Below are 9,459 nucleotides of genomic sequence, written 5' to 3'. Positions count from 1 at the left end.
GCCGATGAGCCCCAGCCAGGTGATGCTCGAACTCTGCGCGGACAGCCGGCTGGCTCCGCCGCCGGAAACCGGCGGCATGTATCTGCACCTCAACGGCGCGGGCAAGGCTGAGGATGATCCGCACTACGGCGAGGCCAACACGCGACCGCCGATGCCGGAGATCATCCCGCTGAGCCACGGACCGGGCGGGCTCGACAAGTCACTGGTCATGGGCTATCTGGACCGCACTCCGGCGGAGGCGCTCGACCGGATGGCGTACGTGCCGCTGCTGTCCGTGCAGGGCCGGCTGGACCTTCCCGGTCTCGCCGCGCTGGCCGACGACCTGCGACTGCCCGTCCAGATTCGAGCCGCTCACCTGGTCCCCGGCGGCCAGCCGCTTGGGCTCGCGCAGGACCGTGTGGTGCCACTCGACCAGCACGGCAGAGCCACCTCGCTGGACCGCGCTTGGATGCTGCGAGTGGTGCCGGCCGCCAGCCGCTCGGCCGGTGTGTACGGCGACGTTACGGCCGAGATCGCGGAGATCTGGGCGGACCGGCCGTACCTGTCCGGACGGCTTGTCTTTGGGCCCAACGGCGTCGAGCTCGGCTTGCCGCCGGGGCTGGTCGACCACTCGTACGGACCGGTGCTGGCCGGCTTCGGCCGGCCGCTGGACAGTGCGGACACCGACGCCGTTCGCAGAGCCGGCAGCGAGACCGTCGTGGTCGCTGGGTACGCCGAGCTGCTGCGGCTGTTGGAGTCGCCGACCAGCGGCCGGGGAATCGTCGAAGTCGACGACGAGCAGGGGGTGACCAGGATCTTTATCGGCGACAACGGCCCGCAGGGGGCCGCCGTGATGGACCCAGGCACCGGCCAAGGGGTGGTGCTTGCGCAGAACCGGCAGCAGATCCGGTTCACGCCGTACGTCGGCACCTTGGTTGACCTTCTCCACGAGCTGAGGTTCGGTCCCCAGGGGCAGTCGTCCCGGCCGATCGTTCTCCCGCCCCATGCCACTGTGTACGGCCAACCCACCGGCACTGTCACCCCTGGAATCACCGTGCTTGGCGACGGTGTTCCCGCTTCCTTCCTGGACACCCTGGTCCCGCTGGTCGCGAAGGTCGGCCAGCCGATCGTTGTCCTGGGCAAATTCCAGGCCGATGACAAGCCGCGGCATGAGCTGACCACCCAGCTCGGTTCGTTGTTCGAGCAGCATTTGTGGGCCGGCAAGGTGCCGATCGTCATCAACCGCGGCATGTCCGAGACCAGCGAACTCCACGGCTTTCTGGACGGCTACCGAGCCTCGCTGATCCATCAGGTCCCCGGTCGTACCGCCGCGATGCCGGCCGCCGGTGGCCTGGTGTCCTTCCTCGGCAACCCGTGGACAGTTCGTGAAGGGGTCCCCGCGGGGACCCCAGCGGCTGGTCCGGTGCACGACGACCTCACGCTGGATCTGCTGTTGTTCGCCGCTGGCAACCGCCGCCGTACGGTGGGCTCCCCGCCGCCGGAGCCGGTTCAGGAGTTTGTCACCACGCCGTTGACGATCCATTTCGGCGCAGGCTCGCTGCCGGACCTGCCCGTCAGGACACTCGGGCCGGTGGTGCGGCAGGTCGCCGCCCGTGCTCCGTTCTTCGCCGCGCACAGCGCCGCCCTGGACCTGGTCGAGTTGGGTGAGGCTGACGGGGTCGCGTCCTATCTGACCGAGGAAACCGGCCGCGGACAGCAGATTTTCCAGCGACTGCTCGCGGCCCCGGACAAGAGCGCGGCCGGGCGGGAGCAACGCGTACGGCAGCTGGTGCCGCTTTACGCCGCGCTGGCTGGGGGCGAAGCGGCCGACATGGCGAGCCACGCGACCCTGGGCGCGCTCAACGATCTGCTGACCGGGGCGGCGGCGCCGGACGCGGCCGTCCATCGGATCAGCCAGTACAAGAAATACCTGCCACCCGAGGCGAAGGCACCCCTGCTGCTGGGGCTGCGCGACCTCAAGGTGGTCCTGCCAGCGGACCAGGAGGCGCATCTCGACGCGGTGATCACCGCGATCCTGGAATGCTGAAAGTCAGGAAGAGACCGCCGGCCGGCGGGGATGGGCCGGTCCGGCGGGTACGTGCGATGGGCGTTTCGCGTCGAGTTCCGCGCGGAGCGTAGGGACGATTTCCTCGCCGAGGATGTCGAGCTGCTCCAGCACGGTCTTCAGCGGCAGGCCGGCGTGGTCCATCAGCCACAGCTGGCGCTGGTAGTCGCCGAACTGCTCGCGAAAGGTCAGCGTCTTGTCGATGACTTCCTGCGGGCTGCCGACCGACAGCGGCGTCTGGCCCAGGTAACTCTCCAGCGACGGCCCGTGCCCGTACACCGGTGCGTTGTCGAAGTACGGCCGAAACTCGGCGATCGCGTCCTGCGACCTCTTCCGGATGAACGCCTGCCCACCGAGGCCCACGATGGCCTGGTCGGCCGAGCCGTGGCCGTGGTGTTCGTACCGCTGCCTGTACAGCTGAGTCAATTGCTGGAAATGCTCTGTCGGCCAGAAAATGTGATTGGCGAAGAAGCCGTCGCCGTAATAGGCAGCCTGCTCAGCGACTTCCGGGCTGCGGATCGACCCGTGCCACACGAAAGGCGGCACCCCGTCCAACGGTCGTGGTGTCGATGTGAAGCCGTGCAACGGCGTACGAAACCTCCCTTCCCACTCCACCACGTCTTCCCGCCACAACCGATGCAGCAGCTGGTAGTTCTCCGTCGCCAGTTCCATGCTCTGGCGAATATCCTTGCCAAACCACGGAAACACCGGACCGGTGTTGCCGCGGCCCAGCATCAGGTCGACCCGGCCGTCGGTCAGATGCTGCAGCATCGCGAAGTCCTCGGCGATCTTCACCGGGTCGTTCGTGGTGATCAGCGTGGTGGCGGTGGACAGGGTGATCCGGCTGGTCCTGGCCGCCACATACCCGAGCATCGTGGTCGGCGACGACGGCACGAACGGTGGGTTGTGATGCTCGCCGGTCGCGAACACGTCCAGCCCGACTTCCTCCGCCTTGCACGCGATCGAGACCATCGCCTTGATCCGTTCGTGCTCGGACATCGGCACACCGGTGGTGGGATCGGTCGTCACGTCACCGATGGTGAAGATCCCGAACTGCACGGCGAACTCCTACGCGGCTGGCGACGACTTCTCGGGCAGGTGGCCCAGCTCGATGGCCATCCGGGTCAGGTCGGCCTTGTTGTTCACGTTGAGCTTGGCGCGCAGCCGTTTCGCGTACGTGTGCACGGTCGCCTGCGACAGCCCCATCCGCCGCGCGACCTGGGCGTGGGTGTAGCCCAACGCGATCCAGCGCAAGGTCTCGATCTCGCGCGGAGCCAGCCCGCTCGGGTCTTCCTCGACCTGCCGGGACAGCTCGGCCTGAAAGCGGTCGACCAGCCGCGGGCACAGCGAGAAGCCGCCTTCGGCGACGGTCCGCAGGGCCGCCCGTACGGCTGTCTGCTCGCTCTGGCGGGTGATGCAGCCGCGGGCGCCGGCCCGGATCGTGGACAGCAGCGTGGGCGGCTGTTCCCAGGACGCGCACACCAGCGGGCGACCGACGGCCGCGGTCCGCGAGACCAGCTCCAGGCTGGTGGTGGCCAGCTGTGCGGGCAGGTCGACGACCACGATGTCGTACGCGCCCGGCCCGGTCCGGGAGAGGTCGTCCAGCGTGCTGACCGAGTCGGCCACCCACAGGTTCGGGTCCTGGCCGACGAGCCTTTCCATGCCGGCCCGGGACACCGGCTGGTCGTCGACGATCGCGACGCTGAACACGCCCACCTCCACTTGGCACCTCCACAGCGACTGGTTCGCGTCCTTCGCCGCGGGCCGCCGCGAGGTCGCTGCCCCCATGACGGACCGGACCGCACCGGGGTTCACCGATGGGGCACTTTTCTGGTGGCCAGCCGAGTCCCCGAAGAGTGGACAGGCCCGTACTGGCCTGGGGGTACTACCCTCTGGCTAGGTCCTGTCTGGTGAAGTCGCCCCGCTGCGGAGTGAACCCGACGGCCGGTGCGTACGTAATAGGCATGTGGCGTGCCGAAGCGGTCCTGACGCGTTGAGGAACTGATACCGAGTGGACTTCACGGAAGAGCAGCACGTGCGGCTCTCGCTGGGCCCCTACCTGCTGGGCGCGTTGGACGCGACCGAGCGGGTCGAGGTCGAGCGGCATCTCGCCGCCTGCGGACCGTGTCGGGCCGAGTCCGACGAGCTCACCGGGACAGGTGCGGCGCTGGGGCTGTTCTCCGAGCAGGAGTCCCGCGACATCATCGCCGAGTTCGGGATTACCCGCCCGGTCGCTGGTTCCGGACCTCAGGTCACTGACCAGCCGTCGGCCGAACCGGCCCGACCGGCCAAGCCGCCGCCAGGCTCCAGGCGCCCGGGCGGAGTGACCCGGCCGAAGTCCAGGGGGCCGGGTCGGCAGCGGTGGTCTGGCCTGCTCGGCCGGCGTCGACGGGGGACCGGCCTGCTGGGTGTTGCCGCCCTGGTGCTGGTGGTCTTCATCTCGGCGACGATCGTTGTCAGCCTGCTCGTCGGTGATCAGGGCGGCGGCCGGCAGGACCAGGGACCGGTCCGCCTCGCGGCGACCGCGGGCGCCTCGAACGGCGCGACTCTCTCGGTGGTGGCCGTCACGAACGGCACCGGCGTCACGGTCCGGGCGACCGTCTCCGGGCTACGGCCGGACACCACGTACAAGCTCTACGTCGTGACCTTGGATGACCAGACGCGCCAGATCACCACCTGGGTCGGCTCGGCCGCGCCACACGACCTCACCGGCGACGTGCCGGTCGCGCTGTCGAACCTGGCCTTCTTCACCGTCGCCGGCGCGGACGGCACACCGGTCATCTCGGCGGCCGTCCCGAAGTCACGCTGACGACTCGCCGGTCACCGCGAGAGTCGCTGGAAGAACACCTCAGAAGGCGCCCGCCTCCGGCGGATGTGGGACACCCGCCGGAGCCATCGGGACACCTGCCGGCTGCATATTCGGCTGCATAGTCGGTTGCAGAGTTGACTGGACGGTTGGCTGCATGACCGGCTGCTGAGTTGGCTGGATGGCCGGCTGCATAACTGGCTGCATGACCGGCTGCGTGACCGGCGCGGGAGCTGGTACGGGTGCCGCCGGCGGCGGGGGTGGGGTCGGCCGCGGGTCGGCGACGACGTCGTCCGCGACGGGCCGGATCAGCCTGCGTACGCGGAAGAACAGCAGCACGGCCGAGACGATGCCGACGATCGTCACGATGATCACCGCGGTGATCCGGTCGCCCGCCGCCACCACACTGGTGCCGAACCGCTCGGTCGGCGGTGAGATCGACTGCCGCTCCTCGGGCAGCGCGCGGGTGACCGACTCGGCGGGGTTGATCATGCCGAAGCCGTAGTGGCTGTCCGGAACGGCTCCGCTGGACATCCGGTCCGCGGTGACCTCGACGCGATGCACGACCTGGACCGCTGACAGGCCCGGCAGCGCGGCCCGTACCAGCGCGACCTCGGCCGCGACGAAAGCCACCGAGAACTGCGTACCGTTGGCTGGCACCGTCCCGGTGCCGGTGATGCCGAGAGTCGAGACGTTCATGCCGGGAGCGACCACGTTCACCGTGCCGACCTGGTAGGCGGCGGCGAGGCTTCCGTCCACGCCGACGCCACCGACCCGCAGCGTGGCCGCCTTCGCGCCGGCCAGCGCCGGGTTGGTCGATCCTGACGTACCCGCTGCCAACACCACCACGATGTCCCGACCGACTGCCGCCGCGATCGCCTTGGCCACGGCCGGATCGTTGACGTTGACATAGGAGCCGAGCGCGATGACACCGGCTCCGGCCGAGACGGCCACCTGGATGGCCGCGGCCTCGTTCGCCGGGGTCGCGGTCGGGGTGGTCGTCACCACCCGTACAGGCAGCACGGTGGCGTCTGGCGCGACCCCGGACATGGTGCTGCCGCCGGCCGCCTGGGCGACCACGATGCCGGCCATCCCGGTTCCGCTGCCCAGGCAGTCGGTGTTGCCGCGGCCACTGCCGGACACCACGTCCGCGCCGATCGCGATATGCCCGGCCAGCTGCGGCAGGCTGCCGTCCGCACCGGAGTCCACGATCGCGACCAGCTGACCCTTGCCGCGCGTACGGCTCCAGGCCTGGTTCGGGGCGAGCCGAAGCGCCGCCCAGTTGGACGGGGAAGTCGAACTGGCCGCGGCGGCGCAGTGGCCACCGAGGTTCACCGGCTTGGGTGGCGGCGCGGTCGGCAACGCTCCCGGATTGCCCGGTGGCGGCTTCGCGCCGCTGCCGGGTCCGCTCTTGGGCACTGGCTGGCCGTTGGCCGGCGGGCTGCTGCCCGGGCCGGGAGCGGCGGCCGGTGGCGGCCCACCAGCGGGCAGCAGACCGTACTGCACGCCGGCGCCCACCGCGTCCCACGGCAGCACCATCTCCCACCCCTGGTGCAGCGAGTCGTTCGCCTTGGCGAGCTTCCCGCCGTCGCCCTGCGACCGGCCGACGTTGAGGTTGTAGATGTCGCCCGACCGGTTCGCGGTGCCCAGGAACCGCTGGGCCAGCTCGCTGAGATTCTCCGGCGAGCCCTGGTAAGTGCCGGTCACCGTGTAGTACTTCACGTATTGCGAGCTGTCCGGGTCGGCCACTGCCGGACTGCTGAGCATGACAACGGCAAGTGCCGTGACCAGCCCGAACACCGTCCGTCCGGCGGCCCGGCGGGGACCACTCGCGCTCATCTGGTGAGCCGCCAGCGCTGGTCCTGCGCGGTCGGCTGCCGATGATACTGGTCGATGGTGCCGGCGTCGGAGGTGTTGTCGTCGTCGCCGTACACGTCCAGCACCGCGCCGGAACCGCGGTTGGCGATCCAGAACGAGCCGTTCGGCGCGTACTGGAACTGCCACTGCTGGCCGTCGGAGTCGCTGGGGTCGTTTTGGACGATCTGGGCGCTGTCGTCGTGCGAGTCGCCCTTCACGGCCAACGCCTTGCCGCTGTAGCCGTTGATGATCTGGTAGTAGCCGGACTTGCCGACCGGTACGAGCCGCCAGAACTGGTCCTTGGCGCGCTGGTTGTGCCACTGCTGGACGTTCACGCCGGCGGACGGGTTGTTGTCGTCGCCCGGTATGTCCAGCACCAGCCCGCTCCAGGCGTTCGTGATCTGGTACGAGACCGACGTGTCGAACTGTGGCGCGGGGGGCTTGGGCGGCGCTGGTTTGCCGGACGCGGGCGGCGCTGGCGGCGCGGGCGAGGCTGGCTGGCTGGCTGACGGGCTTGGTGATGGAGCCTTGCCCGGAGTCAGCCTCGGGTCCTTCGCGTAGTAGTCCACATACGTCTGCGCGAGGTTCGTGTCGCCCTGCAGCTTCGCCGACTTGGGCACGCCACCGGCCTCGCGAACGGCGGTCGCACCCCATTGGAAGGCGGCCAGCGCGAGTTTGTACGGGTCGCCGCCGGCCAGCGGGGAAAGCTGGCTGGACAGGTCGCACAGGGCGCTACCGAGCCGCTCGATCGCCGAGTCCGGGTTCCACGGCGAGTCGAGCGCCGACTGCGCGTACTGCTTCCAGACCTCAGGCGGGAACTGGGCGATGCCCTGCGCGCCGCTGGCGGATTGCTTGTTCGGGTCGAAGCCGGAGGCGGCCATCAGCTGAGAGGCGATCTTTGCCGGCGTCACCGCCGGGCAGATCCGGCCGGCCTTGAGCACCGCCGCGACGTACTGGTCAGGGACGGCTTTGGCCTGCGGGGCAGCCATTTGCGGGCCGGGACCGCCGACATACGTGTCCGGGGCCTGGAAGTCGCTCTGCTGGGCATACCAGTCGGCGTACGTGCCAACGGTTTCGACGTAGGCCTTCGCGTCGGCCGGAATTCCCTTCGCGTCGAGCACGGCCTGCAGGCCGGTCTTGGACGCCGCGACCGCCGTTCGCCACGGGTCCTCGGTCATCCCGGCGGCGCGTACCTGGCCGATCAGCTCACAGGTCTGGTGGGCCAGCGCGACGATGTTGGCGCGCCGGTCGTCGCGGTCCGCGTCCGGCCACGGCAACCACTTTCGCCACTGGCTCGGGTCGAGGCCGTCGACGGTCGGCCCACCGGAGGCGCCGGAGTCGAAGGCGCCGGTCGCCATCAGTTGGGCGGCGACCTTGGGACCGGACAGCGCCGGGCAGGACAACGCCGCGCTCTGGATGGTCGGCAGGTCGACGGCCGGCACCGGCGTGCCGGTCAGCTCGTGGGTGCCCGCGAGGACCGGGTTGTACGTGGAAAATCCCTGAGTGGCGAACAGCACGGCCACCACCAGTGCGAGCGTGGCGGTCAGCCACCAGACCCGCATCAGCGCGCGAAGCGGTCGTTCGGCGCGGGTCGGAGTGGTTGCCCGCCGGAAGAGCCTTCGAATGGCCGTCAGTCTCACAGTTCCTTCTCCGGTTTCCCCACGCTGGTGGATCCCTCACATCGATGCAGCCTTACGACGATGCAGCCCGTCCGTTGGTTCACCCCACGGCCCAAAAAGTGAGATCGGCCCCAGCGGCCGGGTCGTACGAGGTTGCCCGCGCGACCACGCGGGTGGGTGAGACAGGCCGCTGGCGGCGAGTTCTCATGTTCCCTCACAAGGCCACTGAACCGTCCAGAGCAGCAGCTCGTTGGGCGTTGCCGCTGGTTGTGCGTGCTGGCTGTGCTTGTCGTGAGCGGCCCGCGTTCCTCGAGCCCCGCCGTGGCGGTCAAGTTATCAGATCCGTCCCGGTTCTTGCTTGTACTTGCTGTAATATACCGGTTAAGCAAGCGACTGTGGGAACGGTACTGAAAACGTTGTCAGAGTGAAAAAATCTTTCGGCCTCGGAACTGGCCCGGGTCGGCGATCCGGATGCTGTCGTACGTCCCCTGGATCCTGGTTACGTCATGCCGGCACCAGTGCTGATCGGGGCTGTCCTGGTGGTCGCTGTGCTCGCCGTGGTTGCCTTTGCTATCGAGGGAAAGCTCGTACGGTCCGAAAGCGCGGCGCCGCGATCGTGGCCGCTCTTTGGATCCGCTCTGGCCGCCGGCTTCGCGGCGCTCGGGATTCTCGTCGACCGCGGCACTTTATCCCGCACTGGACGTCGAGTGCGGGACAAAGTGCGCCACTCAGCGACCAGCGCCACACCAATGCCTGTGTCGGATCGCGGCTCAGTGGTCCGAGCTCATCAGTCGCGTTCGTATTCCGAGCTGAACCTGGCCTTCTTTGCCTCGCCCCACAAGGGATGCTGGTCATCAATGTCAAGCGCCTTCAAGAGCAGGCCAGGATCGTCGATGATGAACAGATCTGATGCGCGCCTGCCTGGCCATACGGCATAGAGCGTGACCCGGCATTCAGCGGCTTGCATCGCTAGAAATTCCAACCCGGCACGGCTGTCGTCGCGAGCAAACATCGGTCCGTCCGGAGTCAGGATGAAATAGCAGATCCGGTCGTCTTCGTACGGGAATGGTGACATGCTTGCTTTTCTGGGTGATCCCGTCGCGTAACGCCAGTCCATCTCTTCTCCTCTTCTC

General features: G+C 68.7%; 7 protein-coding genes. 2 read left to right on the top strand and 5 right to left on the bottom strand.

Translation table 11 applies throughout. The features are described from left to right. Nucleotides 1-4: 4 nt before the first annotated feature. Nucleotides 5-2,026, top strand: coding sequence for a hypothetical protein (locus ABD301_RS19375; RefSeq protein WP_344311641.1), 2,022 nt, complete (start codon nt 5-7; stop codon nt 2,024-2,026). A gap of 3 nt (nt 2,027-2,029) precedes the next feature. Here ABD301_RS19375 and ABD301_RS19370 read toward each other — a convergent pair whose 3' ends face one another. Next, complete coding sequence (locus ABD301_RS19370; RefSeq protein WP_163571692.1) at nt 2,030-3,103, bottom strand: LLM class flavin-dependent oxidoreductase; 1,074 nt, start codon at nt 3,101-3,103, stop codon at nt 2,030-2,032. A 9-nt stretch (nt 3,104-3,112) separates the two neighbouring features. After that, nucleotides 3,113-3,766, bottom strand: a complete 654-nt coding sequence (locus ABD301_RS19365; protein WP_344311640.1) for a response regulator transcription factor — start codon at nt 3,764-3,766, stop codon at nt 3,113-3,115. A 289-nt stretch (nt 3,767-4,055) separates the two neighbouring features. On the opposite strand from ABD301_RS19365, the gene ABD301_RS19360 reads away from it, so the two are divergent. After that, the gene (locus ABD301_RS19360; protein ID WP_344311639.1) at nt 4,056-4,853 is read left to right on the top strand and encodes a zf-HC2 domain-containing protein; all 798 of its coding nucleotides are present in this window, start codon (nt 4,056-4,058) and stop codon (nt 4,851-4,853) included. Nucleotides 4,854-4,892: 39 nt separating this feature from the next. Here the strand turns inward: ABD301_RS19360 and ABD301_RS19355 are convergent, their stop codons facing one another. The 3 genes from ABD301_RS19355 to ABD301_RS19345 all read right to left on the bottom strand — a co-directional run bounded on the left by ABD301_RS19355 (nt 4,893) and on the right by ABD301_RS19345 (nt 9,443). After that, nucleotides 4,893-6,689 carry a S8 family serine peptidase gene (locus ABD301_RS19355; protein ID WP_344311638.1) on the bottom strand — a complete coding sequence of 599 codons (1,797 nt, stop codon included), beginning with the start codon at nt 6,687-6,689 and terminating at the stop codon, nt 4,893-4,895. Continuing rightward, nucleotides 6,686-8,347, bottom strand: a complete 1,662-nt coding sequence (locus tag ABD301_RS19350; protein ID WP_344311637.1) for an RICIN domain-containing protein — start codon at nt 8,345-8,347, stop codon at nt 6,686-6,688. Before ABD301_RS19350 ends, ABD301_RS19355 begins: the two co-directional genes overlap by 4 nt. A gap of 766 nt (nt 8,348-9,113) precedes the next feature. Next, nucleotides 9,114-9,443, bottom strand: coding sequence for a hypothetical protein (locus ABD301_RS19345; protein ID WP_163571699.1), 330 nt, complete (start codon nt 9,441-9,443; stop codon nt 9,114-9,116). Nucleotides 9,444-9,459: the final 16 nt, after the last annotated feature.

This window comes from Fodinicola feengrottensis (genome assembly GCF_039530045.1).
GTDB classification, from domain to species: domain Bacteria; phylum Actinomycetota; class Actinomycetes; order Mycobacteriales; family HKI-0501; genus Fodinicola; species Fodinicola feengrottensis.
This window is presented reverse-complemented; position numbering and strand designations above follow the sequence as displayed.

Excerpts from the sequence above, each read along its gene's own strand:
- ABD301_RS19375 (WP_344311641.1), top strand. The coding sequence starts at position 5 with ATGAGCCCCAGCCAGGTGATGCTCGAACTCTGCGCGGACAGCCGGCTG.
- ABD301_RS19355 (WP_344311638.1), bottom strand. The coding sequence starts at position 6,689 with ATGAGCGCGAGTGGTCCCCGCCGGGCCGCCGGACGGACGGTGTTCGGG.
- ABD301_RS19345 (WP_163571699.1), bottom strand. The coding sequence starts at position 9,443 with ATGGACTGGCGTTACGCGACGGGATCACCCAGAAAAGCAAGCATGTCA.